The sequence below is a fragment of the Pseudomonas sp. M20 genome (assembly GCF_045037865.1).
Lineage (GTDB): Bacteria > Pseudomonadota > Gammaproteobacteria > Pseudomonadales > Pseudomonadaceae > Aquipseudomonas.
In genome coordinates, this window is record NZ_CP173611.1 from 736,482 (window position 1) to 760,734 (window position 24,253).

Annotated in this window: 24 protein-coding genes and 6 tRNA genes; 23 read left to right on the top strand and 7 right to left on the bottom strand. The window is 59.6% G+C overall.

From position 1 onward, the window contains the following. Positions 1-298: 298 nt before the first annotated feature. Entirely contained in the window at positions 299-1,057 is a 759-nt protein-coding gene (locus ACI514_RS03275) for a hypothetical protein (protein WP_174244474.1), read from the bottom strand. A gap of 384 nt (positions 1,058-1,441) precedes the next feature. On the opposite strand from ACI514_RS03275, the gene ACI514_RS03280 reads away from it, so the two are divergent. The 6 genes from ACI514_RS03280 to ACI514_RS03305 all read left to right on the top strand — a co-directional run bounded on the left by ACI514_RS03280 (position 1,442) and on the right by ACI514_RS03305 (position 2,065). Then, a tRNA-Glu gene (locus tag ACI514_RS03280) sits at positions 1,442-1,517 on the top strand. Between the two features lie 2 nt (positions 1,518-1,519). Beyond that, positions 1,520-1,595: transfer RNA gene (locus ACI514_RS03285), tRNA-Gly, on the top strand. Positions 1,596-1,699: 104 nt separating this feature from the next. Continuing rightward, positions 1,700-1,775, top strand: a tRNA-Glu gene (locus ACI514_RS03290). A gap of 3 nt (positions 1,776-1,778) precedes the next feature. Beyond that, positions 1,779-1,854, top strand: a tRNA-Gly gene (locus ACI514_RS03295). A 57-nt stretch (positions 1,855-1,911) separates the two neighbouring features. Further along, positions 1,912-1,987, top strand: a tRNA-Glu gene (locus tag ACI514_RS03300). A gap of 2 nt (positions 1,988-1,989) precedes the next feature. Beyond that, positions 1,990-2,065 (top strand) — tRNA-Gly (locus ACI514_RS03305). Between the two features lie 128 nt (positions 2,066-2,193). Here ACI514_RS03305 and ACI514_RS03310 read toward each other — a convergent pair. The 3 genes from ACI514_RS03310 to ACI514_RS03320 form a co-directional block, all read right to left on the bottom strand. After that, on the bottom strand, positions 2,194-2,832 hold the full coding sequence (locus tag ACI514_RS03310) for a LysE family translocator (RefSeq protein ID WP_160059032.1): 639 nt from the start codon (positions 2,830-2,832) through the stop codon (positions 2,194-2,196). A gap of 1 nt (position 2,833) precedes the next feature. Then, positions 2,834-3,604: a 2OG-Fe(II) oxygenase gene (locus ACI514_RS03315; RefSeq protein ID WP_160059031.1), complete on the bottom strand. Its 771-nt coding sequence runs from the start codon at positions 3,602-3,604 to the stop codon at positions 2,834-2,836. A gap of 88 nt (positions 3,605-3,692) precedes the next feature. Next, positions 3,693-4,319: an alanyl-tRNA editing protein gene (locus ACI514_RS03320; RefSeq protein ID WP_160059030.1), complete on the bottom strand. Its 627-nt coding sequence runs from the start codon at positions 4,317-4,319 to the stop codon at positions 3,693-3,695. Between the two features lie 90 nt (positions 4,320-4,409). Between ACI514_RS03320 and ACI514_RS03325 the strand changes: the two genes are divergently transcribed. Next, entirely contained in the window at positions 4,410-5,408 is a 999-nt protein-coding gene (locus ACI514_RS03325; RefSeq protein ID WP_160059029.1) for a LysR family transcriptional regulator, read from the top strand. Between the two features lie 110 nt (positions 5,409-5,518). Here ACI514_RS03325 and ACI514_RS03330 read toward each other — a convergent pair whose 3' ends face one another. Together ACI514_RS03330 and ACI514_RS03335 are read right to left on the bottom strand one after the other, a co-directional pair. After that, positions 5,519-5,926, bottom strand: a complete 408-nt coding sequence (locus ACI514_RS03330) for a PA2817 family protein (RefSeq protein WP_039760212.1) — start codon at positions 5,924-5,926, stop codon at positions 5,519-5,521. A 74-nt stretch (positions 5,927-6,000) separates the two neighbouring features. Then, positions 6,001-8,448, bottom strand: a complete 2,448-nt coding sequence (locus tag ACI514_RS03335; protein WP_405123081.1) for an acyl-CoA dehydrogenase — start codon at positions 8,446-8,448, stop codon at positions 6,001-6,003. A gap of 248 nt (positions 8,449-8,696) precedes the next feature. On the opposite strand from ACI514_RS03335, the gene ACI514_RS03340 reads away from it, so the two are divergent. From ACI514_RS03340 to ACI514_RS03355, 4 genes are all read left to right on the top strand, one after another. Beyond that, positions 8,697-9,356, top strand: coding sequence for a transglutaminase family protein (locus ACI514_RS03340; protein ID WP_405123082.1), 660 nt, complete (start codon positions 8,697-8,699; stop codon positions 9,354-9,356). Positions 9,357-9,399: 43 nt separating this feature from the next. Continuing rightward, complete coding sequence (locus ACI514_RS03345) at positions 9,400-10,023, top strand: glutathione S-transferase family protein (protein WP_405123083.1); 624 nt, start codon at positions 9,400-9,402, stop codon at positions 10,021-10,023. A 123-nt stretch (positions 10,024-10,146) separates the two neighbouring features. Beyond that, positions 10,147-11,079, top strand: coding sequence for an ABC transporter ATP-binding protein (locus tag ACI514_RS03350; RefSeq protein ID WP_405123084.1), 933 nt, complete (start codon positions 10,147-10,149; stop codon positions 11,077-11,079). After that, the gene (locus tag ACI514_RS03355) at positions 11,076-11,855 is read left to right on the top strand and encodes an ABC transporter permease (RefSeq protein ID WP_008087860.1); all 780 of its coding nucleotides are present in this window, start codon (positions 11,076-11,078) and stop codon (positions 11,853-11,855) included. The genes ACI514_RS03350 and ACI514_RS03355 overlap by 4 nt, the downstream gene beginning before the upstream one ends. Positions 11,856-11,998: 143 nt before the next feature. On the opposite strand, the gene ACI514_RS03360 is transcribed toward ACI514_RS03355, so the two are convergent. After that, on the bottom strand, positions 11,999-12,517 hold the full coding sequence (locus tag ACI514_RS03360) for a DUF2062 domain-containing protein (RefSeq protein ID WP_007908202.1): 519 nt from the start codon (positions 12,515-12,517) through the stop codon (positions 11,999-12,001). A gap of 136 nt (positions 12,518-12,653) precedes the next feature. On the opposite strand from ACI514_RS03360, the gene ACI514_RS03365 reads away from it, so the two are divergent. The 12 genes from ACI514_RS03365 to ACI514_RS03420 all read left to right on the top strand — a co-directional run bounded on the left by ACI514_RS03365 (position 12,654) and on the right by ACI514_RS03420 (position 24,182). After that, entirely contained in the window at positions 12,654-14,888 is a 2,235-nt protein-coding gene (locus ACI514_RS03365) for a DNA internalization-related competence protein ComEC/Rec2 (protein WP_405123085.1), read from the top strand. A gap of 101 nt (positions 14,889-14,989) precedes the next feature. Next, entirely contained in the window at positions 14,990-15,625 is a 636-nt protein-coding gene (locus ACI514_RS03370; protein ID WP_007908216.1) for a MotA/TolQ/ExbB proton channel family protein, read from the top strand. Then, positions 15,622-16,050 (top strand): biopolymer transporter ExbD, encoded by a 429-nt coding sequence (locus ACI514_RS03375; RefSeq protein ID WP_007908223.1) that lies wholly within the window; start codon positions 15,622-15,624, stop codon positions 16,048-16,050. The genes ACI514_RS03370 and ACI514_RS03375 overlap by 4 nt, the downstream gene beginning before the upstream one ends. Then, positions 16,050-17,060, top strand: a complete 1,011-nt coding sequence (gene lpxK, locus ACI514_RS03380; RefSeq protein ID WP_160059023.1) for a tetraacyldisaccharide 4'-kinase — start codon at positions 16,050-16,052, stop codon at positions 17,058-17,060. The genes ACI514_RS03375 and lpxK overlap by 1 nt, the downstream gene beginning before the upstream one ends. Before the next feature lie 21 nt (positions 17,061-17,081). After that, positions 17,082-17,267, top strand: a complete 186-nt coding sequence (locus ACI514_RS03385) for a Trm112 family protein (RefSeq protein ID WP_003174668.1) — start codon at positions 17,082-17,084, stop codon at positions 17,265-17,267. Further along, positions 17,264-18,028, top strand: coding sequence for a 3-deoxy-manno-octulosonate cytidylyltransferase (kdsB, locus tag ACI514_RS03390; RefSeq protein WP_160059022.1), 765 nt, complete (start codon positions 17,264-17,266; stop codon positions 18,026-18,028). Before ACI514_RS03385 ends, kdsB begins: the two co-directional genes overlap by 4 nt. Then, the gene (locus ACI514_RS03395; protein WP_160059021.1) at positions 18,028-18,492 is read left to right on the top strand and encodes a low molecular weight protein-tyrosine-phosphatase; all 465 of its coding nucleotides are present in this window, start codon (positions 18,028-18,030) and stop codon (positions 18,490-18,492) included. Before kdsB ends, ACI514_RS03395 begins: the two co-directional genes overlap by 1 nt. After that, positions 18,489-19,508 carry a UDP-N-acetylmuramate dehydrogenase gene (gene murB / locus ACI514_RS03400; protein ID WP_160059020.1) on the top strand — a complete coding sequence of 340 codons (1,020 nt, stop codon included), beginning with the start codon at positions 18,489-18,491 and terminating at the stop codon, positions 19,506-19,508. Before ACI514_RS03395 ends, murB begins: the two co-directional genes overlap by 4 nt. A 312-nt stretch (positions 19,509-19,820) precedes the next feature. Then, positions 19,821-20,291 carry a (2Fe-2S)-binding protein gene (locus ACI514_RS03405; protein WP_034155364.1) on the top strand — a complete coding sequence of 157 codons (471 nt, stop codon included), beginning with the start codon at positions 19,821-19,823 and terminating at the stop codon, positions 20,289-20,291. After that, positions 20,288-22,609 (top strand): molybdopterin cofactor-binding domain-containing protein, encoded by a 2,322-nt coding sequence (locus ACI514_RS03410; protein WP_405123086.1) that lies wholly within the window; start codon positions 20,288-20,290, stop codon positions 22,607-22,609. The genes ACI514_RS03405 and ACI514_RS03410 overlap by 4 nt, the downstream gene beginning before the upstream one ends. Next, positions 22,609-23,589, top strand: a complete 981-nt coding sequence (locus tag ACI514_RS03415; protein WP_160059018.1) for an XdhC family protein — start codon at positions 22,609-22,611, stop codon at positions 23,587-23,589. The genes ACI514_RS03410 and ACI514_RS03415 overlap by 1 nt, the downstream gene beginning before the upstream one ends. Then, positions 23,586-24,182, top strand: coding sequence for an NTP transferase domain-containing protein (locus ACI514_RS03420; RefSeq protein ID WP_405123087.1), 597 nt, complete (start codon positions 23,586-23,588; stop codon positions 24,180-24,182). Before ACI514_RS03415 ends, ACI514_RS03420 begins: the two co-directional genes overlap by 4 nt. Positions 24,183-24,253 lie beyond the last annotated feature (71 nt).

Genomic DNA, 24,253 nt, shown 5'->3' on the forward strand with positions numbered 1-24,253 from the left:
CTGACAGCCGACCCCATCTCTGCCGGATATACTCAAACCATGTGGGAGCGAGCTTGCTCGCGAAAGCGGCCTGACAGCCGACCAATCTCTGTCAGATGTACTCAACTCCATTGTAGGAGTGAGCCTGCTCGCGAAGGCTGCCTGACAGCCGACCCCATTTCTGCCGGATGTACTCAAACCATGTGGGAGCGAGCCTGCTCGCGAAAGCGGCCTCGCATCCATCGGGTGTCTATCGTGTTCACTCCCGCGAACCCACAAAAAAGCCACCTCTCGGTGGCTTCTCTCTCTACATCTGCGATCAGTCGTAGATCACTTTCTTCTTCCAGTCTGCATCGGCCTCTACATCTTTTAGGCCGGCAGTCAGTTGGTTCTCTTCACCTTCAACCGGTGCAATCTTGTCCATGACCTGGGCGTTGGCGCGGGCCAGCAGTTTTTCCAGGTATTGCAGTTGTTCTGCGTACATCTGCGGATCCTGCTGTTTGCGCAGGTATTGCACGCCGCGTTCGAAGGCGAGGCGGGCCTGGCCGGGCTGGTTTTGTTGCAGGGACTGTTGACCGAGGTTGTTGAAGAATTCGATGTGCAGCAACACCAGAATGTGGCGGACTTCGCGGATCCAGTGCTTGGCTTCGTTCGGCGGCAGGAAGCCGTCGTGGGCGGCGCGGGTGATCTGGCCGTGGAGGGCTTCAAGCAGGAAGCGCACGTCTTTGGCTTTGGCTTCGGTCAGGATCGGTGCCGGCGGGTTGTTGACCGGGATCGATTCGCCTTGGGCGACCAAGGCGCTTAGTTCGGTGATGCGCGCTTTTATGGTGGCGCTGGTTTTTTCCAGGTTCAGCAGGCGCTGGCAGACGTTCAATTCCAGGCGGGTCAGCAGCAGCTTGAGGGCCGGGGTCATGAACTGGCCCGGGAAGGTCTCGGTCAGTTCGCCGCAGCGGCGCAGGCGGTCGTTAAGCTCGACCTTGGTGCGGGCCTTCTCCAGTTTGTTGTTTTCCACCACATGGTTCATATAGCCAATGGCGATCAGAATTGCGATCCCGGCTATGACTAGCAGGGTGATCATGAGTGGTGTCACCGGTAAGACCTCTTTATAGGGTTCGCATGCGAGTGTAGTGGCTGGGCATTTAGCCGCCTAGCGCCGCTCGACGAGTTGGATCGGCAGGTTCAATCTGTATCGGCCGCACGCTGCTTATATGAATGCTGGCGCTGCGGGTGCAGATTGCCATCACTGTGCGGTGGACTATAACGTCTTGGCGAGTGGCAGAATATAGGCGTCAATCGTCGGGCGACGGAAAAGCCTGATTGCCGCCGTAAAGCAGGTCGAAGTCATTGATTTAAATAAATTTATATCAAGGGGTTGACGACCTCTCAATCCATCCATAGAATGCGCGCCACTTGCAGCGTAAAGCACACAGCGAAGCGCGGCAGGGAGTGAATGTTGTAGTGTGTCCCCTTCGTCTAGTGGCCTAGGACACCGCCCTTTCACGGCGGTAACAGGGGTTCGAGTCCCCTAGGGGACGCCAATGCGGGAATAGCTCAGTTGGTAGAGCACGACCTTGCCAAGGTCGGGGTCGCGAGTTCGAGTCTCGTTTCCCGCTCCAATTTTAAACAGCTCTGCTTTCGGGCGGTGCTGAGTGAAACCAGAACCCAGTCTTCGGATGCGGATCTGGACACCGAAACACACACCATGTGTTCCGGGTAGCGTGTCCCCTTCGTCTAGTGGCCTAGGACACCGCCCTTTCACGGCGGTAACAGGGGTTCGAGTCCCCTAGGGGACGCCATTTGCGGGAATAGCTCAGTTGGTAGAGCACGACCTTGCCAAGGTCGGGGTCGCGAGTTCGAGTCTCGTTTCCCGCTCCAAATTCTAAAGACGCCGCTCAGTGAGCGGCGTTTTTATTAGTGAAAGTTGTAGCCTGTGTCCCCTTCGTCTAGTGGCCTAGGACACCGCCCTTTCACGGCGGTAACAGGGGTTCGAGTCCCCTAGGGGACGCCATTGCGGGAATAGCTCAGTTGGTAGAGCACGACCTTGCCAAGGTCGGGGTCGCGAGTTCGAGTCTCGTTTCCCGCTCCATATTCACAAAAACGCCGCTCAACAGAGCGGCGTTTTTGTATGCGCGTGATTTGTGTTTGTGCCATCAGGTCATGAAGAAAAAGGCCCGTCGAAGCGATTCGACGGGCCTTTTTGCGTTTTCCGTCTGTTTACCAAGACAGCATCAAGCGCCCGGCAAACAGAATCAGCACCACGCCCATGGTGCGTTCGAACCAATGCCCCATGCGCATGAACAGCACTCGAACCCGACTGCTCGAGAAAAACAGCGCGACCACGACAAACCACAGCGCATTCACAAAACACATCCACAAACCATAGAACGCCTGGATTTGCAGAGGTGTTTCGGCGCTGATGATCGTTGTGAAAATGGCCAGGAAAAACAGCGTGGCCTTGGGGTTGGTCGCATTGGTCAGAAAACCGGTGCTGAACGCTTTGAACAGGGTTTGCTCAACCAGCGGTTCCTCGCTGGTTTTCTCACCTTCAATGGCTGACTTTGGCTTGCTGCGCAGCAGGCTGACACCCAGATACAGAATGTAAGCACCGCCAACCACTTTGGCCACGGTCAGCAACCACGGGGTGGTGTGCATCAATGCCCCTACACCCAACAGCGTGTAGAGCACGTGCACGGAAATCCCTGCGCCGATCCCCAGCGCCGTGCAGATTCCCACCAGTCGGCCGAAGCGTACGCTTTGGCGAATGGTGACCGCGAAGTCCGGGCCGGGAGCAACCACGGCCAGAAAGTGAATAGTAGCCAGCGCCAGAAACTCGCCCAGATAATTCGAATACATCTCAGCTCCAGTACGTCAGGGGTGAAGCATTGCCGCGATAGCCGACAAAAAAGGAAAGGCTCAAGCGCGGATCGGCCACGCCCGGGGTCACCGAGTGCATGCGCCGCGAATTGAACATGATGAAATCGCCGGGTTGTGGCCGGACTTCGAGGGCGGGAGGGCCGAGCAGCGCCGGTTCGATGCCATAGCTGTCACCACGCATTTCGTCGAATTGATCCGGGCTGATGTCGTCGTCCCACATCTGCAGCGCGCCGCCCTCGGTCGGCATGTTCAGATAGACGTTGCAGGCGAACTGCGCCTCCAGGCTGCGGGCCTGGAAACTGTCCGGGGCGTCTTTGGCGAAGATGTCGTGGTGGGCGAGGAAGCACACGCCTGGTTTCACCACTCGCGAAAGGCCGACATACATTTTGCGGCCGTAGAGGTTTTCCAGGTGTGCGCCAGCCGGCCAGGATTCGTCGAGCATGCAGCGCAAGGTATCGATCGGTGAGGGGTAGGGCGCGCAGCGATTGCGCAGTTCCGCGATGTTGCTGGTGGCGCGATCGAAGTAGTCCTCGATCAGCAGCGGCTGGTTTTCTGCCTCGTAAAACGCCATGCCGATGCGGCCGATGCTCGGTGCGTTGATGTAGCCCTCAAAGCCTGGAGCGAGAATCTTGTCGCCAATCTGAATGGCCAGTGGCTCAGGCAAAAAGCCTTTGACGCGGATGGCGAGGACTTCTTCGTTGGCCAGTTTTTTTATGCACGTCTCATCGAGACGCTCGACGTCTAGCATCATTTTTTTAGGTCCATCTATCGATAGTCAACGGAACCTGCGAATGCGGTTCCCCGGCGTCGGACGTTGCGTGAGGCAGCGTCCGAAATGCTCAATCCACGTGGTAGTGGACGGACAGCGTGCCCTTCTTCTGCGAAAGGGACGCGATCGTGACTGTGCCCAGATCCTTCAGGCTGCGTACATGGGTGCCGCCGCAGCCATAGGCGGGCAGGTCACCAAAACTGATTTCCCGCGCGCCTTCGCGCAGTGAGGTCAGGCGCGGCAGATCGTGCTCGATCCACTGGCCAATGCCGTATTGAACGGTCTCTGCGTCGACTTCCTGCGCGGCATCGCCGGGTTTGAATTGCACTCGGCCTTCATCCGGCCAGTGGTGCGCCTTGATCGGCGTCCAGCCCAGTGCTTGAACGAAATGCCCGATCAGGTGACCGGCTGAATGCATGCGCGTGTTGAAGTGGCGGCGCTGTTCGTCGATGCGGATACAGGTCATGCCGAGCGCCACCGGCCGGTCAACAAAATGAATGATCCGCTCTGGCTCCTGCACCACACGCATTACCTGGCTTTCGCCGATCCAGCCGGTATCACACGGCTGGCCACCGCCTTGCGGATGAAACAGTGTGGCGCGCAATACCACGGCGAATTCGTGCTCTTGGGGCGTGCAGTCGAGGACTTCCACATTGGCCTTGAGGTCATCACTATGGAAAAAGAGGCGAAGCGTCATATTCCATGCCCTTATTAAAGTTTCTTTTTTTATTATATGAATCGTGCAATAACGTGATAATCCGTTCAAACATCAAAGGACTTGTGCGCTGTGAGCATCAATCTGCCGCTACCGCTGCTCGGTGAAATGGCGATTTTCGTCAAGGTCGTGGAGACCGGCAGCTTCTCTGAAGCCGCTCGGCAACTGGGCTCATCGCCCTCAGCGGTGAGCCGCAGTATTTCGCGGCTGGAAAAAGCCTTGGCCACGCGGTTGTTGCAGCGCACCACGCGCAAGCTGCGTTTGAGTGACGGTGGCGAAGAGGTGTTCAAGCGCTGCCAGGAAATGGTCAGCGCGGCCAAATCGGTGATGGAAATCAGTGGTCAGTTTACCCATGAAGCGGAAGGTCTGGTGCGCGTCAGCGTGCCGAAAGCAGTGGGTCGCTTCGTGATCCATCCGCATATGCCTGAATTTTTGCGGCGCTACCCCAAGGTCGATGTCGAGTTGCTGCTGGAAGATCGTCAGGTCGATTTGATCGACGACCATGTCGATCTGGCGATTCGCATCACCGATCGCCCCCCGGCCGGGCTGGTTGGGCGGCAGTTACTGACCATCGACCACCTGCTCTGTGCCACGCCGCAATACCTGGCCGAACACGGCACGCCGACCCATCCCCATGATTTGCTCAATCACAGCTGTGTTTATCTGGGGGAAACTCCGAGCGATGCGCGCTGGAAATTCAAGAAAGGCAACAAAGCGGTGACGGTAGGGGTGCGTGGTCGCTATGCCGCCAATCATACGGGCGTGCGCTTGGGCGCGGTGTTGCAGCACATTGGCATCGGCAGCCTGCCGTATTTCACCGCCCGTTACGCACTTGAGCAGAAGTTGATTGTGCAGGTGCTGCCGGACTGGACTTTCCTGGCGTCCTACCATGGCGGACTGTGGTTGCTGCATTCGCCGACGCGCTATCTGCCTCCCAAGTTGCGGGTGTTTATCGACTATCTGGTGGAGTGTCTGCAGAAAGAGCCGACTTTGAGCAAGCCGGGCAAGTCTGGTAGTGCGAGTAACGCAGCCATGGCGTATGAATTACCGGAAAGCGAGGGATTGCTGTAACGCAGAAGCAAAAGATCGCAGCCTTCGGCAGCTCCTACAGGGGATTGCGTGATTCCACTGTAGGAGCTGCCGAAGGCTGCGATCTTTTGATTTTCAACCAAACAGTTAAATCAGTGCTTGCTGTCCTGAGCAGACATCGCCAGCAGCTGTTTTTCCTGATTCCAGTCGAACGGTTCGTCGTTCTGTTCAGCTTCGTAACGGCGCTCTTCCAGCGCCTGATACAGGTCGATCTCTTCATCGGACAGGTAGTGCAGGCAGTCACCGGCGAAGAACCACAGCAGATCGCGCGGGATCAGGTGGGCGATCTGCGGGTAACGGCTAATCACTTGAGTCAGGATGTCCTGGCCCAGGTACTGGCTTTCGATCGGATCGATCGGCAGCGATGCGAGCAGTTCGTCGAAGCGCTCCAGGAACAGGGCATGGCTTTCTTCGGGAACCTGTTCGGCCTCACCTACGGCGACCAGGATGCTGCGCAGGTGGTCGAGTAAAACAAGATGATCGGCAACGACGTTGGACACGAGATAAGTCCTCAAGAGCAAAACGGGCGCGGGAGTATAAAGCTCCTGCGCCCTCTTGGACATGGTTGTCAGGATCAGCGGACTTTGCCCTCTGCGAGCGCCAGCTCCTCTTTGTCGAAATCATCGACGTCGATCACCTTGCGTCGCGCTGCTTCGGCATCGCGCAGGCTCTGCGCTTCCACCGGTTGCAACACTCCGGCCTCCAGTGCTGCATCGATGGCGTGTTCGCCCGCCACCGGTTTGACCTGACCGCTTTTCAGCGAAGTGTGCAGTTTTTTGTGTAATGGCTGCGCAGCATTCAGCAGATCGCTGGCGTGTTGCAGCGCGCCGACCGCATCGTCTGCCGACTGTGGGCGATAGCAACCGGCAAGCAGTTCTTCCAGCGCCGGATCGCCCTTGGCGCGACCAATGACGCCAGCCACTTCCGCTCCGAGTTTGTCCGACGGGCCTTTGTGACGACGGCCAAACGGGAAGACGATGACGCGCAGCAGGCAGCCGAACACCTTGTTGGGGAAGTTGCGCAGCAACTCATCCATTGCTCGTTCCGCCTGGCCGAGACTTTCTTCCATTGCCCATCGGAACAGCGGCTCCATGTACGCCGGCGAATCCAGATCGTGATAGCGCTTGAGCGCGGCAGAGGCCAGATACAGGTTGCTCAGCACATCTCCCAAACGGGCCGACAGACGTTCGCGACGCTTCAGTTCGCCGCCGAGCAGCATCATGCTGAAGTCGGCGAGCATGGCAAACGCCGCTGCCTGACGGTTGAGTGCGCGGAAGTAACCCTGACTGATCTTGTCGCCCGGCGCATGCTCGAAGTGGCCGAAACCCAAGTTCAGTACCAGCGTGCTGGCAGCGTTGCTCACAGCGAAACCAATGTGTTTGAGCAGCAGGCCATCGAACTCTTTCAGCGCCTGATCCTTGTCCTCACGCCCCGCCAGCGCCATTTCCTTAAGCACAAATGGATGGCAACGAATCGCGCCCTGACCGAAGATCATCAGGTTGCGCGAGAGGATGTTCGCGCCTTCCACGGTGATGAAGATCGGCGCACCGTTCCAGCTGCGGCCGAGATAGTTGTTCGGGCCCATGATGATCGCCTTGCCACCGTGTACATCCATGGCGTGGCTGATGCACTCGCGGCCGCGCTCGGTGAGGTGGTACTTGAGGATCGCCGAAAGCACCGAGGGTTTCTCACCGAGATCCACTGCGTTGGCGGTGAGCATCCGTGCCGCGTCCATCATCCACGCGTTGCCGCCGATGCGCGCCATGGCTTCCTGAATACCTTCGAAGGCCGACAGCGGTACATTGAACTGTTCACGAATCTGCGCGTACTGACCAGTTACCAGACTGGTGAATTTGGCTGCCCCGGTACCGACTGCCGGCAACGAGATCGAACGGCCCACCGACAGACAGTTCATCAGCATCATCCAGCCCTTGCCGAGCATTTCCTGACCGCCGATGAGGAAGTCCAGCGGGATGAACACGTCCTTGCCCGAGTTCGGGCCGTTCATAAAAGCCGCGCCCAACGGTAGGTGACGGCGACCGATTTCGACGCCAGCGGTATCGGTCGGGATCAGTGCGAGACTGATGCCGAGGTCTTCCTTGTCACCGAGCAGGTGCTCCGGGTCATACGCCTTGAACGCCAGACCGAGCAGGGTGGCCACGGGGCCAAGAGTGATGTAACGCTTTTCCCAGTTCAGGCGCAGTCCGATGACTTCCTGACCTTTCCACTGACCTTTGCAGATGATGCCGGTGTCGGGCATCGCGCCGGCATCAGAACCCGCAAGCGGGCCGGTGAGGGCGAAGCACGGGATGTCATCGCCACGGGCCAGGCGTGGCAAGTAGTGATTGCGTTGTTCGTCGGTGCCGTAATGCAACAGCAGTTCGGCCGGGCCGAGTGAGTTCGGCACCATCACGGTGGAGGCGAGGTCACCGCTGCGTGTGGCCAGTTTCATTGCCACTTGCGAGTGAGCGTAAGCAGAGAACCCTTTACCACCGAATTCTTTCGGAATGATCAGGGCAAAAAAGCCGTGTTCCTTGATGTGCGCCCAGGCTTCCGGCGGCAAGTCCATCGACTGGCCGATCTGCCAGTCAGTGACCATCGCGCAGAGTTCTTCAGTCGGGCCATCAATGAAGGCCTGTTCTTCTTCGCTCAGTTGCACCTTGGGGTAGGCCAGCAGTTTGTCCCAGTCCGGACGGCCGCTGAACAGCTCGCCATCCCACCAGACAGTGCCGGCATCGATTGCGTCGCGTTCGGTCTGCGACATGGGCGGCAGGGTTTTCTGAAACCAGTTGAACAGCGGCGCCGTGAAATGCTTGCGGCGCAGGTCAGGCAGCAGCAACGGTGCAGCGACCACCGCCAGCAGGACCCAGAACACCAGCAACAGCCATCCCGGCGCATGACTGAAAATACCCATCGCCAGCAAGTAGGCGGCAACGATGCCCAACGCGGGCAGAGGCGAAATACGCCGGTGGGCGAGATATGCCACGCCAACGATCAAAACCAGTATCCACAACAACAGCATATTCAGTCCTCCGTGAACCAAGGCAAATCGACCCTCCAGAGCTTAGACGGCATCTGTAAAATCGGGCGGTCAGACCAAGGTGATTGAAATCGTGGGAAACCCCGGATGGTTTTCGTAGGTTCGGTGGGCAACACGTGTGGGAAATCGTTCGCCGATCCCGCGTCTTTGCGTCCAAGTTTGGCCGAAACGTCGTTATCTCTGTGCTGAAGCTGTCGCTAGACTCGGGACTCACCCAGGAGATTGTCGTCATGCACGAGTATCTGAGCCCCGGCCGCTTCATCGATAGTGACCACCCGGCGGTGGTGGAGTTCGCCGAACAGCATCGGGGCGCCAGCCGCGATCCGCTTGAGCAGGCGATCAATCTTTATTACGCAGTACGTGAGGCGGTGCGCTACAACCCTTACACCTTCAGCCGTGATCCGCAGACTTTGTGTGGCAGTTATGCATTGGCGACGGCGGAGAGTTATTGCGTACCGAAAGCCACGCTGCTGGCGGGCTGCGCGCGGCATTGCGGAATCGCGGCGCGGATCGGCCTGGCCGATGTGAAAAATCACCTGTCGACCCCGCGTCTGCTCCAGTTATTGAAAAGCGACATGTTCGCCATGCACGGCTACACCGAGTTTTTTCTCAATGATCGCTGGGTCAAAGCCACCCCGGCGTTCAACCAGAAGCTCTGCGAGCTGTTCAACGTCGCGCCACTGGAGTTCGACGGCATCAACGACAGCGTTTTCCACCCGTTCAACCGCGACGGTGCACAGTTGATGGAGTATCTGGTCGATCACGGACAATTCGCCGATGTACCGGAGACGTTCTTCTTCGAACATCTGCAAAAGTGCTATCCGCATCTGTTCACTGATGAGCAGCCGCAACTGCTGGGCGATATGCAGAGTGATTTGAGCCGCGTCTGATCCGGCGTATGCTGCCTGCCCACGCATTTGCAAAGAGGCGGTCATGCTGAAGATCTGGGGACGGAAAAACTCATCGAATGTCAGGAAGCCATTGTGGGCCGCCGAGGAGCTCGGTCTGGCTTACGAGGCGATCGATGCCGGTGGCGCATTCGGCGTAGTCGACACACCTGAGTACCGGGCGATGAACCCGAACGGTCGGGTGCCAGTGATCGAAGACGACGGTTTCTTGCTGTGGGAATCCAACGCCATCGTGCGTTATCTGCTGGCCAAGCATGCGCCTGATAGCGCTTGGTATCCGGCCGATCCGCAAGCCCGCGCCATCGCCGACAAGTGGATGGACTGGACCACGTCGAGTTTTGCCGGGCCATTCCGCACGGTGTTCTGGGGCGTCTTGCGCACCCCGGCGGACAAGCAGGACTGGCCAGCGATCAACGCCGCGATCAAGGAATGCAGCGAGTTGCTGAGCATGGCCGAAGAGGCGTTGGCCAGCCAACCGTATCTTTCCGGCCAAGACATCGGCATGGGCGATATCCCGCTCGGCAGTTTCATTTATGCCTGGTTCGAGATGCCCATCGAACGCGCCCCGCAAGCGCATGTGCAGGCTTGGTACGAGCGCCTGAAGCAGCGTCCGGCCTACCAGAAAGCAGTCATGACCGCGTTGACTTAATACCTACTATCGACACACTTGACTGTACTTGTACGGCGGTGGCAAGCACCATTGCGCACTTGCGCTGCGGTTCGATCTTTCGCCGCCGTCTCCTTTTTTCCTTCAATGGTGCGTAAATCAGATATGAGTTCCGCTCTGTCCATCCGGCAGCTAACCAAAACCTACGGCAACGGGTTCCAGGCCTTGAGTGGTATCGATCTGGACGTCGCCGAAGGTGACTTTTTCGCCTTGCTCGGCCCCAACGGTGCCGGCAAATCCACGACCATCGGCATTCTCTCGACCCTGGTCAACAAGACCAGCGGTACGGTGAATATCTTCGGTCATGACCTGGACAAGAATCCTGCGCAGCTCAAGCGCTCGATCGGCGTGGTGCCCCAGGAATTCAACTTCAATCAGTTCGAAAAGACTTTCGACATCGTCGTGACCCAGGCCGGTTACTACGGCATTCCGGCGAAAATCGCCAAGGAACGCGCCGAGCAGTACCTCACTCAATTGGGCCTGTGGGACAAGCGCGACGTGCCGTCGCGGTCGTTGTCCGGCGGCATGAAGCGCCGTTTGATGATCGCCCGTGCGCTGGTCCATGAACCACGTCTGCTGATCCTCGATGAACCGACCGCAGGCGTCGATATCGAGCTGCGCCGTTCGATGTGGACGTTCCTCACCGAGCTGAACCAGAAAGGCATCACCATTATCCTCACCACGCACTATCTGGAAGAGGCTGAGCAGCTGTGCCGCAACATCGGCATCATCGACCACGGCACCATCGTCGAAAACACCAGCATGAAACAATTGCTCGGCCAGTTGCACGTGGAAACCTTTTTGCTCGATCTGAAAAACGACTTGAGCGTCACGCCGCAATTGCTCGGCTATCCGGCGCGGTTGATCGACAGCCATACCCTGGAAGTCCAGGTCGACAAATCCATGGGCATCACGGCGTTGTTCACTCAGTTGGCGCAGCAGAACATCGAAGTATTGAGCCTGCGTAACAAAACCAATCGCCTCGAGGAGCTGTTCGTGTCCCTGGTGGAGAAAAATCTGTCGAAGGTGGCGGTATGAGTTCCGAATTCCGTCCCAACCTCGTCGCGCTGCAGACCATTGTTTACCGCGAGGTCAAACGTTTCACGCGGATCTGGCCGCAGACCCTGCTGCCGCCAGCGATCACTATGGTTCTGTACTTTGTGATCTTCGGTAACCTGATCGGCCGGCAGATCGGCGACATGGGTGGCTTCACCTACATGGAGTACATCGTGCCGGGGCTGATCATGATGTCGGTGATTACCAACTCCTACGGCAATGTCGTCTCGAGTTTCTTCGGCAGCAAGTTCCAGCGCTCCATCGAAGAGCTGATGGTCTCGCCGGTGTCGCCGCACACGATTCTGATCGGCTTCACCATTGGCGGTGTGTTGCGTGGCCTGATGGTCGGCGTGATCGTGACGATTCTGTCGCTGTTCTTCACCCATCTGCAGGTGCATCACCTCGGTGTGACTATTCTCGTGGTGGTGCTGACGGCGACGATCTTCTCGCTGCTGGGCTTCATCAACGCGGTGTTTGCGCGCAACTTCGATGATATTTCAATCATCCCGACCTTTGTGCTGACGCCGCTGACCTATCTGGGTGGGGTGTTCTATTCGATCACGCTGCTGCCGCCATTCTGGCAAACCGTGTCGCTGGCCAACCCGGTGTTGCACATGGTCAACGCCTTCCGTTACGGCATTCTCGGTGTGTCAGATATCAAGATCGGCATTGCGATCACCTTTATGCTGGTGGCGACGGTGGTGCTGTATCTCGGTTGTGCACGGTTGCTGGTGAGTGGGCGCGGGATGCGTACCTGACTCCAGACCGAGTCGTGGCCATCGCGAGCAGGCTCACTCCTACAGGGGAACGCATTCCAATGTAGGAGTGAGCCTGCTCGCGATAGGGCCAATCCAGACGCCACAAATCAAAACGGCCTCCCACTGCGGAGGCCGTTTTGCATTCAGCGCATGCGGCTTTTCTTGCGCCGCGCCCATTGCCGCGCGACCCACCAACGCCAATACATCATCACCAGGCAATAGGCGAGGGCGCCAAGCACCAGCCCTACCACTACCGAACCGAGCAAGAACGGCTGCCACAACGTCGACAACTCGCCGCTGATCCATTCCCAGGTCAGCTCATCCGGAAGATGCCGGGCAGGCACGTCCATCAAAAACGCCCCAGCCTGATACGTACAGAAGAACACCGCCGGCATGGTGATCGGATTGGTCAGCCACACCAGGCTGACCGCAATCGGCATGTTCCCCCGCACCATGACGGCGAGGGCGGCGGCCACCAGCATCTGCGCCGGAATCGGCAGGAACGCAGCAAACAGGCCGACCGCCATCGCCCGGGCGACCGAGTGGCGATTGAGGTGCCAGAGATTCGGGTCATGCAGCAACTTGCCGAGAAAGCGTAAGGATTTGTGTTCCCTGATGCTCGTCGGGTCGGGCATGTAACGTTTGAATAAGCGCCGGGGCATAAGGCTTCTCGGTCGGTTAAGGCGGCAAGTATGTCTGGATTCTACGAAGCGCCCATTCAGACTTTGTGACAATTGTTGACGACGCCTGTGCCCGACACCCGCTATGCCTAAGTGCGGGACTCTCAAGGACGGGCTTATGCGCACAGGGATGATGGCGCTGGCAGTTGGTCTGCTGGCCCCGGTTTTTATGCCGGCATTACCGCCGGTCTGGTTGATGCTGTTGCTGCCGGTGGCTGCTTTGATGCTGCTGCCGTTTCGCAGCTATCCGTTGGCGTTTTTGCTGTTGGGTTTTACGTGGTCCTGTGTCAGCGCGCAGTGGGCGTTGAATGATCGTTTGCCGACTGAAGTGGATGGCGAAACCCGCTGGCTCGAAGGACGGGTCACCGGCTTGCCGCAGAGCGCCGAGGGTGTGGTGCGTTTCGAGTTGGCGGATGCGCGCTCGCGTCATGAAAAGCTGCCATCGCTGATGCGCCTCGCCTGGTACGCCGGGCCGCCGGTCAACAGTGGCGAGCGCTGGCGATTGGCAGTCAAACTCAAGCGCCCCGCTGGTTTGCTCAATCCGGATGCGTTCGATTACGAGGCTTGGCTGCTGGCGCAACGCGTCGGTGCGACGGGCACGATCAAGGACGGTCAACGCCTGAGCGAAGCGCGTTGGGCCTGGCGCGACAGCATTCGTCAGCGCCTGCTTGCAGTGGATGCGCACGGTCGGACCGGTGCTCTGGCCGCGTTGGTGTTGGGCGATGGGTCCGGGCTCAGTCGTGAGGATTGGCAGATTTTGCAGGACACCGGCACCGTGCACTTGTTGGTGATTTCCGGTCAGCACATCGGCTTGCTGGCGGCGGTGATGTATTGGCTGGTCGCAGGGTTGGCGCGATTTGGCCTGTGGCCATTGCGTTGGCCGTGGCTGCCATGGGCCTGTGGGCTGGCGTTCGCGGCAGCGTTTGGTTATGGGCTGCTTGCCGGGTTCGATGTGCCGGTGCAGCGGGCCTGCGTGATGGTCGGGCTGGTGCTGTTGTGGCGCCTGCGCTTTCGCCATCTGGGGGCATGGTGGCCGTTGCTGCTGGCGTTCAATGGTGTGCTGTTGCTGGATCCGCTCGCCAGTTTGCGTCCGGGTTTGTGGCTGTCGTTTGCGGCGGTGGCGGTGTTGATTTTCACCTTTGGCGGTCGTTTGGGTCCGTGGCGCTGGTGGCAGACCTGGACGCGGGCGCAATGGTTGATTGCGATTGGTTTGTGCCCGGTTTTGCTGGCACTGAACCTGCCGGTCAGTCTCAGCGGGCCGCTGGCCAATCTGCTCGCAGTGCCCTGGGTCAGTCTGGTGGTGTTACCGCCAGCGCTACTGGGGACGGTGTTGTTGCCTGTCCCTTATGTTGGCGCCGGCCTGCTGTGGCTGGCCGGCGGTTTGATCGACGTACTGTTTCGCGCGCTGGCAATGATTGCCGGGCATTGGCCGGCGTGGATCGCACCCTCGGTACCCACTTGGGTCTGGGCCATTGGCGGCCTCGGCGCCGTGTTGTTGCTGTTGCCGCGCGGCGTGCCGATGCGTGCACTGGGCTGGCCATTGCTATTGCTGCTGGTCGTGCCACCCCGCGAGCGTCTGGATGAAGGGCTGGCCGAGATCTGGCAACTCGATGTCGGCCAAGGCCTGGCCATCCTGATCCGCACGCGTCATCACGCGCTGCTGTATGACGCGGGGCCACGCTTTGGCGATTTCGATCTCGGTGAGCGGGTGGTGCTGCCTGCATTGCGCAAACTCAGCGTGAGAAACCTTGATCTGATGCTGCTTAGCCATGCGGACGCCGATCACGCTGGCGGTGCTTTGGCGATCACTCGTGGTTTGACCGTCGATCAAGTGATCAGCGGCGACCCGGCGGGGCTGCCCGCGCAGTTGAGCGCCGAGGCCTGCGAAAGCGGCCGGCAATGGCAGTGGGACGGCGTGCGTTTTCAACTCTGGCAGTGGGCGGACGCCGGCGACAGCAATCAGCGTTCCTGCGTGTTGCAGATCGAGGCCAATGGCGAGCGCCTGTTGCTGACCGGCGATATCGACACCCACGCCGAACGCGTATTACTCGACAGTCCACTGGCGGTCCCGACGCAATGGCTGCAATCGCCTCACCATGGCAGCCGCAGTTCATCGTCAATGGCGCTGCTCAAGGTGCTGCAACCTGAAGCCGTGTTGATTTCTCGCGGACAGGGCAACTCTTTCGGCCATCCACATCCGACCGTACTGGCGCGTTATCGCAAACAAGGCCTGCGCATTTACGACAGCGCCGAACAGGGCGCCATTCATCTGCAACTGGGCCGCTTCAAACCGCCGTGGACGATGCGTCATCAGCGGCGTTTCTGGCGTGATACGCCTGCGCTCGCCCGTTGATCGGTGCCAGCATGGATGGCACATCACGGTCGTCGGGGCGGCGGGTCTTAATCGTGAATCGGTATGGTAAAGTGGCGCACTTTTTCGAGGGGACTGTCACTGTGTGGGAATTGGTCAAATCCGGCGGCTGGATGATGTTGCCGATCATTCTGAGCTCCATCGCGGCCATGGCGATCGTCGCCGAACGCCTGTGGACCCTGCGCGCCAGTCGCGTCACCCCCGAGCATCTGCTGGGCCAGGTCTGGGTCTGGATCAAGGACAAGCAGCTCAATAAAGAAAAACTCAAGGAATTGCGCGCCAATTCGCCGCTGGGGGAAATCCTCGCTGCCGGTCTGGCCAACTCCAAGCATGGTCGCGAGATCATGAAAGAGTGCATTGAAGAGGCCGCCGCCCGGGTCATTCACGAACTCGAGCGCTACGTTAATGCGCTGGGCACGATTGCCGCCATGTCGCCGTTGCTCGGTCTGCTGGGCACCGTGTTAGGCATGATCGACATTTTCAGTGCCTTCACTGGCTCAGGCATGACCACCAACGCCTCGGTATTGGCCGGTGGTATTTCCAAAGCATTGATCACCACTGCGGCAGGCCTGATGGTCGGTATTCCGGCGGTGTTCTTCCACCGGTTCCTGCAACGCCGTATCGATGAGCTGGTGGTGGGCATGGAACAGGAAGCGATCAAACTGGTTGAAGTGGTGCAGGGCGATCGTGACGTCGACCTGGCCGAGGGCCGCGCGTGAAATTCCGTCGCAAGCCTCGGGAAACCATCGATATCAACCTCGCGTCGCTGATCGACGTGGTGTTCATTCTGCTGCTGTTTTTCGTCGTGACCACCACGTTTACCCGTGAAACCCAGTTGCGCGTCGACCTGCCGGAAGCGGTCAGCGGGTCACCGGCCGAAGATCAGCAGCTCAAGCAGATCGACGTGGCTATCAGCGCCGAAGGCGTTTTTTCGGTGAACAACAAGATTCTGCCGAAAAATGATCTGGCGACCCTGATGGAAGCCATGCAGAAAGAGTCCAACGGCGACACCAACATGCCGTTGTCGATCAGTGCTGACGGCAAGACTCAGCATCAATCCGTGATCACCGCCATGGACGCGGCCGGCAAGCTCGGTTTCAGCCATCTGCGCATGACCACGGTCGAGGCGGCGCCCAAATCCTGATGAGCCTGTCCGATCGCTTTCTCGCCGCGTGGTATCAGGGGCACCCGGCCCTGGCGCTGCTGCGGCCGCTGGAAATGTTGTATCGCCGTGTGGTGATCAACAAGCGTCAGCGCTTTCTCAGCGGTGAGGGTGAGATCTATCAATCGCCCGTGCCGTTGATCGTGGTCGGCAACATCACCGTGGGTGGCACCGGCAAGACGCCGATGATTCTGTGGTTGATCGAACATTGCCGGCGTAGCGGTTTGCGCGTCGGCGTGGTCAGCCGTGGCTACGGTGCCAAACCGCCGCAACTGCCATGGCGCGTTGAGGCCGAGCAAACCGCGGACATTGCCGGTGATGAACCGTTGTTGATCGTCCAGCGCACAGGTGTGCCGCTGATGATCGACCCCGATCGCAGCGCCGCCGTCAAAGCCTTGCTCGCCAATGAGCCGCTGGATCTGATCCTCTCCGACGACGGCATGCAGCATTACCGCCTGGCGCGTGATCTGGAGCTGGTGCTGATCGACGCCGCTCGTGGCCTCGGCAACAAGCGTTGCCTGCCTGCCGGGCCGTTGCGCGAACCGATCGAACGTCTGCAAAGTGTTGATGGTGTGCTGTTCAATGGTGCGACTGAAGACCGTGACGACGGTTTCGCTTTCCGTCTGCAACCGACTGCACTGGTCAACCTGCGCAGCGGGGAGCGTAAACCCCTTGACCACTTTCCCGCTGGCCAGGCCGTGCACGCCGTCGCCGGGATCGGCAATCCGCAACGTTTCTTCAATACCCTCGAAGCGCTAGACTGGCGAGCAATCCCCCATGCGTTTGCCGACCACGCCGAATACAGCGTGCAGGCGTTGAATTTCACACCGTCATTGCCGTTGGTGATGACCGAAAAGGACGCGGTGAAGTGCCGTGCCTTCGCTGCTGCCGATTGGTGGTATCTGGCGGTCGATGCTGTGCCGTCGCCGGCCTTCATGGCCTGGTTCGACACTCAGCTGATGCGCCTGTTGCCCGATCGGCTTTTGCCTTAACTCATTTATCAGGGAATGTTCATGGACACCAAATTGCTCGACATCCTCGCGTGCCCGATCTGCAAAGGCCCGCTCAAGCTCAGCGCCGACAAGACCGAGTTGATCAGCAAGGGCGCCGGCCTGGCCTACCCGATCCGCGACGGCATCCCGGTGATGCTCGAAAGCGAAGCCCGTACCCTGACCACTGACGAGCGTCTGGATAAATGACCACCGCCTTCACCGTTGTCATCCCGTCGCGTTTCGCCTCGACCCGCTTGCCGGGCAAGCCGCTGCTGGACATCGCCGGCAAGCCGATGATCCAGCACGTCTGGGAACAGGCGAGCAAAAGCAGCGCCTCCCGCGTGGTGGTTGCGACTGACGATGCGCGCATCGTCGAGGCCTGCAAGGCCTTTGGCGCCGAAGTCGTGCTGACCCGTGAAGATCACAATTCCGGCACCGATCGTCTGGCCGAAGTCGCGGCGAAACTGGGCCTTGAACCCGACGCGATAGTGGTCAATGTGCAGGGTGACGAGCCGCTGATCCCGCCGAGCGTGATCGATCAGGTTGCCGCCAATCTGGCCGCCCACACTGAAGCGCGCATGGCCACGCTGGCCGAGCCGATTGAGGACGTGGAAACCTTGTTCAATCCGAACGTGGTCAAGGTCGTCAGCGACCTCAACGGTCTGGCGCTGACCTTCAGCCGCGCGACGCTGCCGTGGGCACGCGACGCGTTCGCCAAGAGCCGCGAGCAATTGCCTGAAGGCGTGCCATACCGTCGTCACATCGGCATTTACGCCTACCGCGCCGGTTTCCTTCATGACTTCGTGAGCTGGGGCCCGTGCTGGCTGGAAAACACTGAATCCCTCGAGCAACTGCGTGCCCTGTGGCACGGCGTGCGGATTCATGTCGCCGATGCGCTGATCGCGCCGCCAACCGGCGTCGACACGGTTGAAGACCTCGAGCGCGTTCGTCGCCTGCTGGGGGCCTGATGCGCGTTCTGTTTGTGTGCCTGGGCAACATTTGCCGTTCGCCCACGGCTGAAGGCGTGTTGCGGTACAAACTGCGTGAAGAAGGGCTGGCGGATCAGGTCGAAGTGGCCTCCGCCGGCACCGGTGACTGGCACGTCGGCAACCCGCCGGACAAACGCAGCCAGGCTGCGGCCAAAGTGCGCGGCTATGACCTGTCGGCGCAACGCGCGCAACAGGTCAGTCGTGCCGATTTCGCCAGTTACGATCTGATTCTGGCGATGGACAACAGCAACCTGCGCAACCTCAAGGCATTGCAACCGTCTACCGGTAAAGCAGAGCTGGATCTGTTTCTGCGTCGTTATGCCGGTGTGGTCGATGAAGTGCCGGATCCGTATTACGACGGCGATCAGGGTTTCGAGCAGGTGCTGGATCTGATCGAAGCCGCGTGTGACCAGTTGTTGATCGAAGTGAAGGGCCGGTTATGAGTTTGCAGGTGCAACCGCAGGTTTCCCTGAAGTCGTTCAACAGTTTTGGCGTGGATGTTCGTGCGCAACTGTTCGCCGAAGCCCGCAGCGATGCCGATGTCCGTGAAGCGCTGGCGTATGCCACGGCGCACGACGTGCCGTTGCTGGTGATTGGCGGTGGCAGTAACTTGCTGCTGACCGCTGATATTCCGGCGCTGGTGCTGCGCATGGCAACGCGCGGGATCCGCGTCATCAGTGATGACGGCAACCGCGTGGTGATTGAGGCTGAAGCGGGCGAGCCGTGGCATCCGTTTGTCCAACACACACTGGCGCTGGGCTTTTCCGGACTGGAAAACCTCAGTCTGATTCCCGGCACTGTCGGCGCTGCGCCGATGCAGAACATTGGCGCTTACGGTGTCGAGATCAAGGATGTGTTCGCCGGCCTCACCGCGCTGGATCGTCAGACCGGCGAGTTGCGCGACTTCACTCTAGAAGAATGCAACTTTGCCTACCGCGACAGTCTGTTTAAGCAGCAGCCGGGACGTTGGCTGATTTTGCGGGTGCGCTTCGCGCTCAATCGCGTTGCACATCTGCATCTGGAATACGGCCCGGTGCGCCAGCGCCTGACCGAGCAAGGTATCGAGCAGCCGACGCCGACCGATGTCAGCCGCGCGATTTGCAGCATCCGCAGTGAAAAACTGCCGGACCCGGCAGTGCTCGGCAATGCCGGCAGTTTCTTCAAGAATCCGCTGGTGTCGGCGGCCATCGTCGCGCAGATCAAAGCGCAGCATCCGGATGTGGTCGCCTACTCGCAACCGGACGGGCAGATGAAACTGGCCGCGGGCTGGTTGATCGAGCGCGCTGGCTGGAAAGGTTTCCGTGAGGCAGATGCCGGCGTGCATAAATTGCAGGCGTTGGTGCTGGTCAACTACGGCGCGGCAACCGGGCTGCAACTGCTCGATCTGGCGCAACGCATCCAGAAAGACATTGCCGAACGTTTCAATGTCGAGCTGGAAATGGAGCCCAATCGCTATTAGTGCAGCTGCGAGCTTCAAGTTTTTAGCGGCAAGCTACAATCTTGATGGTGAGCCAGCTACTGCTTTTACTTGCAGCTTGTAGCTAAAAGCTCGTAACTGAAAAGCCCTGTCTCAGCAGGGCTTTTTCGTTAATGTTGGGTTAACTTAGCGAGCTAACGATAACCGTCATTTGCTTCACAAAAGGCCCGGTGCAGACGTTCGCGTCGGCACAAGAGAGCCTGATTAGCCTGAGTCGATCTGCGTGAACCACCGCCGATTCAACGGCGGCAGATTGCTCGACCCGATAACCACTAAAAATATGCGGGCGTGCCCATGATTACCCTGAAACTCAATGGCCAAGACCATTCACTTGATGTCACGGAAGACATGCCGCTGCTCTGGGCTATTCGCGATGTTGCTGGTTACAACGGCACCAAATTCGGCTGCGGCATGGGCCTGTGTGGCGCCTGCACCATTCACATCGATGGCTTGCCGGCGCGCAGTTGCATCACGCCGATTGGCTCGGTGGTCGGGCAGAACGTTACTACCATCGATAATCTTCATGCTGACCCGGTCGGGCAGGTGGTCCAGCAAGCCTGGCTCGACAGTGCTGTGGCTCAATGCGGTTTCTGTCAGGGCGGGCAGATCATGTCGGCCACGGCGTTGCTCAAGACCAACCCGAATCCGAGCGACGAGCAGATCGAAGAAGCCATGGTCGGCAACATTTGCCGTTGCGGCACCTATAACCGGATCAAAACCGCTATTCGTCAGGCTTCCACTCACTTGAAGGAGGCCAAGGCATGAGTCGCCTTCCGAATGATTTCGCCCTGAGCAATCTCAGCCGTCGTGGTTTCCTCAAAGGCGTCGGCGCTACCGGTGCACTGGTGCTGGCCGCCAGCTGGGGCTGGCAGGATGCGTTGGCCGAGGACAAGCCGAAACAGTTCGGCGCCGATGGCATGCCCAATGGCTGGATCGATGATCCGAAGGTCTACGTCAGCATCGCCGCTGACGGCACGGTCACCGTGGTGTGCAACCGTTCGGAAATGGGCCAGGGCGTGCGTACCAGTCTGACTATGGTCGTCGCTGATGAGCTGGAAGCCGATTGGGCGCACGTCAAAGTGCAGCAGGCGCCGGGTGATGAGGTGCGCTTCGGCAACCAGGACACCGACGGTTCGCGCAGCATGCGTCACTGGTACGAACCGATGCGGCGTTGTGGCGCGGCGGCGCGGACCATGCTCGAGCAAGCTGCCGCTGCGCAGTGGAAAGTGCCGGTCGGCGAATGTCACGCGCAGTTGCATAAAATCATTCACAAACCGTCCGGCCGTGAGCTGGGCTATGGCGAACTCGCCGCCGCGGCCAGCGCATTGGCAGTACCGGCGCGTGACAGCCTGCGCCTCAAGCAGCCATCGGAATTTCGCTACATTGGCAAAGAAGGCACCAAGGCCATCGACGGTGACGACATCGTCAATGGTCGTGCGGTGTACGGTGCTGACGTGCATTTCGACGACATGTTGTACGCGACCATCGCGCGCCCGGCAGTTTACGGCGGCAAGGTCAAATCGCTGGACGACAGCGCGGCGCTGAAAGTCCCCGGCGTGCTCAAAGTGATGCAGATTGAAGGGCGTCCGCTGCCTTCGGAATTTCAGCCGTTAGGCGGCGTGGCTGTCGTGGCCAGCAATACCTGGGCAGCGATCAAGGGCCGCGAAGCTTTGAAAATCGAGTGGGACGATGGCCCGAATGCCAGTTACGACTCGATTGCCTATCGCAAGGAACTCGAAGCCGCCTCGCTGAAACCCGGCAAAGTGGTGCGCAACACTGGCGATATCGACAAGGCGTTGAGTGGCGCGGCCAGCACCCTTGAAGCTTCTTACTATCTGCCGCATCTGGCGCAGGCGCCGATGGAACCGATGGTCGCCATCGCCCGTTACCAGGACGGGGTTTGCGAGGCATGGGCGCCAAGTCAGGCGCCGCAAGTTACCCGCGAACGAATCGGCGAGCGCCTTGGTCTGCCGTTCGACAATGTCACCTTTAATGTCACACTGCTCGGCGGCGGTTTCGGGCGCAAATCCAAGCCGGACTTCGTTGTTGAGGCGGCGATCCTCGCCAAGGAGTTTCCCGGTAAAGCAGTGCGGGTGCAGTGGACGCGTGAAGATGACATCCACAACTCCTATTTCCACACCGTGTCCGCCGAGTATCTAAAGGCGGGCGTGGGCAAGGACGGCATGCCGTCCGGTTGGCTGCATCGCACCGTGGCACCGAGCATCACCGCGCTGTTCGCGCCGGGGATGAACCATGAAGCCGCGTTCGAACTGGGCATGGGTTTCACCAACATGGCCTACGCCATTCCTAACGTGCGCCTGGAAAACCCCGAAGCCACCGTGCACACGCGAGTCGGCTGGTATCGCTCGGTGTCGAACATTCCCCATGGTTTCGCAATTCAGAGCTTCGTCGATGAGTTGGCGCACAAGGCCGGCGAAGATCCGCTCAAGTACCAGATCAAACTGCTCGGTGCGGATCGGCAGATCGACCCGCGTACCTTGAGCGAAGAGTGGAACTACGGTGAGTCTCCCGAGCGTTATCCGATCGATACCGGACGCATGCGCGCCGTGCTGGAAACCGCCGCGAAAGCTGCCGGTTGGGGGCGCAAACTGCCGAAGGGGCGTGGTCTCGGTCTGGCGGTGCATTACAGCTTCGTCACCTATGTGGCGGCGGTGATCGAAGTCGAGGTCAAGGACGATGGCACGCTGATCGTGCATAAGGCTGATATTGCCGTGGATTGCGGGCCGCAGATCAACCCAGAACGTATTCGCTCGCAGTTCGAAGGCGCTTGCGTGATGGGCTTGGGCAACGCAGTACTGGGCGAAATCAGCTTCAAGGACGGCAAGGTCCAGCAGGACAACTTCCATATGTACGAAGTGGCGCGCATGTCGCTGGCGCCGAAGGAAGTTGCCGTGCATCTGGTAACGCCACCGGGCGACGTCCCGTTGGGCGGTGTCGGCGAACCGGGCGTACCGCCGATTGCCCCGGCGCTGTGCAACGCGATTTTCGCCGCCACCGGCAAGCGTATTCGCAACCTGCCGGTGCGCTATCAGTTGCAGGGCTGGCAGAAGGCAGAGGCGTAATGGACAGCGTCGACCTCAACGTCCTGCGCAGCGTCCTTGAGTGGCGCCGCGCGGGACAGCGGGTGGTGCTGTTCAGCGTGGTGCAGACCTGGGGCACGGCGCCTCGCGCTCCCGGCGCGATGTTGGCGTTGCGCGAGGATGGCGTGGTGATCGGTTCGGTGTCGGGCGGGTGCGTCGAGGATGACTTGATTGCCCGTTTGCACGACGGCCGCATCGCCAGCGATGGGCCGCCGGTGCAGTTGATCACTTATGGCGTCACGCGAGAGGAGGCGGCGCGCTTCGGATTGCCTTGTGGCGGTACGTTGCGCCTGACCGGAGAGCGGGTTGGCGATCCTGCGTGGGTTGCCGAATTGCTCGCGCGTTGTGAAGCGCACGAGATCGTCGCCCGTGAGCTGAACATTGAAACCGGTGAAGTGTTGCTGTCGGCGGCGAGCAAGTCTGATTCGCTGGCGTTCGACGGCAAAAACCTGCGAGCCATCTACGGCCCGCGTTGGCGATTGTTGTTGATCGGCGCCGGACAGTTGTCGCGCTACGTCGCGGACATGGCGCGGCTGCTGGATTTCGAGGTGCTGATTTGCGATCCGCGTACCGAGTTTGTCTACGGTTGGGAAGAGCACCACGGGCGTTTCGTCCCGGGCATGCCGGATGACGCGGTGCTGAGCATCCAGACCGATGAGCGCACGGCGATTGTCGCGCTGACTCATGATCCGCGTCTGGATGATATGGCGTTGCTCACGGCGCTGGATTCGCCAGCCTTCTATGTTGGCGCGCTCGGCTCTCGGGTCAACAGTCAGAAGCGTCGGGAGAATCTCGCTCAGCTAGGCTTGTCGGTACAGGCGATCGATCGACTGCACGGGCCGATCGGTCTGCACATCGGCAGTCATTCACCGGCGGAAATTGCCTTGTCCTTGTTGGCAGAAATCGTCGCGATCAAGAACGGTGTCGAGTTGAAGCAGAAGAAAACACTGGAGGGCGCATGAGTCGATCCATTGCAGTGATTGTGCTGGCAGCGGGCGAGGGCAGTCGCTTTCGCCAGGTGGCGGGTGCGGACAAGGACAAGTTGCTGGCGGACTGCACCGGGCGTGATGGTGCGGTGCGTTCGGTGATCGAGCAGGTGTTGGTGAATCTGCCGGCCGGTCTTGATAAGCGCGTCATGGTGACGACTGAGGCGCGGCCACAGGCGATGCGCATGGCGCAGGCTTATGGCTGTGACGTGGTCTCGATCGAGTCGACCGGGATGGGTGACAGCATTGCCGCTGGTGTCGCCGCTTGTACGGACGCCGATGGCTGGTTGATTGTGCTTGGAGACATGCCGTTTATCCTGTCGTCGACGATTGAGCGGGTGGTCGCGGCCATTGCAGATGATGCGGTGAGCGTGCCGGTGCAGGATGGCGAGTTTGGCCATCCGGTGGGGTTTGGGCGGTCGTTTGGTTTGGGGTTGCAGGGGTTGAGCGGCGATCGTGGGGCTCGGCCTTTGTTCAAGCAGGGTAGGGTGGTGGAGATTGCCGTCGATGACCCAGGTGTGCTGTGGGATATCGATGTGCCTGAGGCTTTGGTTTTTGCCTCGTCTTGAGATCTGTGTGAATCCTTAGAAGCCCTCACCCTAACCCTCTCCCAGAGGGAGAGGGGACTGACCGAGGTGTT